This is a genomic window from Vibrio sp. Y176 (assembly GCF_033438945.1).
The window spans coordinates 1-1028 of the sequence record NZ_JAWOQS010000135.1 but is presented as its reverse complement, the minus strand read 5'-3'; the positions used below and the strand labels follow the sequence as shown (position 1 = coordinate 1028).

Sequence of the window (1028 nt, the reverse complement as noted above, 5' to 3'; positions counted from 1 at the left end):
ACTTTTTACTTACTTTAAACTTGAGTAGTAAGCGGCAAGGTTTGCAATATCGTCATCAGAAAGCAGCGACGCTTGAGCCTGCATTACCGCAGCAAGACCACCGTTACGTTCTTTGTTTTTGTAAGCTTTGATTGAGCTCACGATGTACTGCTCGTTTTGCCCTTTCAAATTTGGGTAGCCTGGAATCGTCGCGTTACCGTCTGCGCCATGACATGCCGCACATACTGCAGCTTTAGCTTGTCCCGCAGCGGCATCACCCGCCAGAGCTTGGCCACTCAACATGGTTAGTGCAGCCACTGCACCGATCATTACTCTCTTCATTGCTTCACCTAATCGTTTTTTATTTGAGATAGTTATGGTCGATATTGTGACATGAATTACAAAGGCTTGCGCCAAATGAGTTCACAGTCTTGGCCACTAAATGTTTGATCCACAAACAAGTCTGCGACTGCAACAACTTGGTCTTTGTACATCAAAATCGGGATCTGACGACGTAACCAGCTTGGCACATTGTATTCTTGGAATAACTTTTTCAGTTTACGACTGCGACTACGTGTTGTGGGGTGTGCCGACAAACCTTCGGGATTGAAAGTAACCCTCAATAACTCGGGGTGTGATGGCAGCGAAATATTTGGCTGATGAGAACCCGTACTAAGCGTTAACGTTCCCAGACTCTCTGGTAAAATCAGTGGCTCATCGATTTGGATATGGCCTTGCCAACTCGTCACATCGGCATGAGGCGTAACCCAGTACAATTTGTTTTGGAAGCGTCGGATCTCTCCTTGTTTGAGTTTAAGCTTTGGATTGGCATCTTGTTGCGCCAATGCCACTTCTTGCCAAATCAAGCGCAATTGAGTTTGACTCGGCATATTGGCATTCAATTTACTCAACCACATACGAATCAAACGCGCTTGAGCTAATTCACTATGGATAGCTAACTCATCAATACTTAAGCTCAAATCCGCCTGTAAAGCACGCGCAAACACCGAACCTAAGAGCTCATCCAATAACGATTCTTGCTGAGCACA

General features: G+C 45.5%; 2 protein-coding genes. Both read right to left on the bottom strand.

Features of this window, described 5'->3' with window-relative positions; all coding sequences use genetic code 11:
• Nucleotides 1-9 precede the first annotated feature (9 nt).
• On the bottom strand, nt 10-321 hold the full coding sequence (locus R7O13_RS24635; RefSeq protein ID WP_020838641.1) for a c-type cytochrome: 312 nt from the start codon (nt 319-321) through the stop codon (nt 10-12).
• A gap of 56 nt (nt 322-377) precedes the next feature.
• Nucleotides 378-1028 (bottom strand): tRNA lysidine(34) synthetase TilS (tilS, locus tag R7O13_RS24630; protein ID WP_318304905.1); only part of this gene is annotated, 651 nt, incomplete at its 5' end.

Bases quoted from the DNA above. Each gene is read 5' to 3' on its own strand.
- R7O13_RS24635 (WP_020838641.1), bottom strand. From the start codon at position 321: ATGAAGAGAGTAATGATCGGTGCAGTGGCTGCACTAACCATGTTGAGT.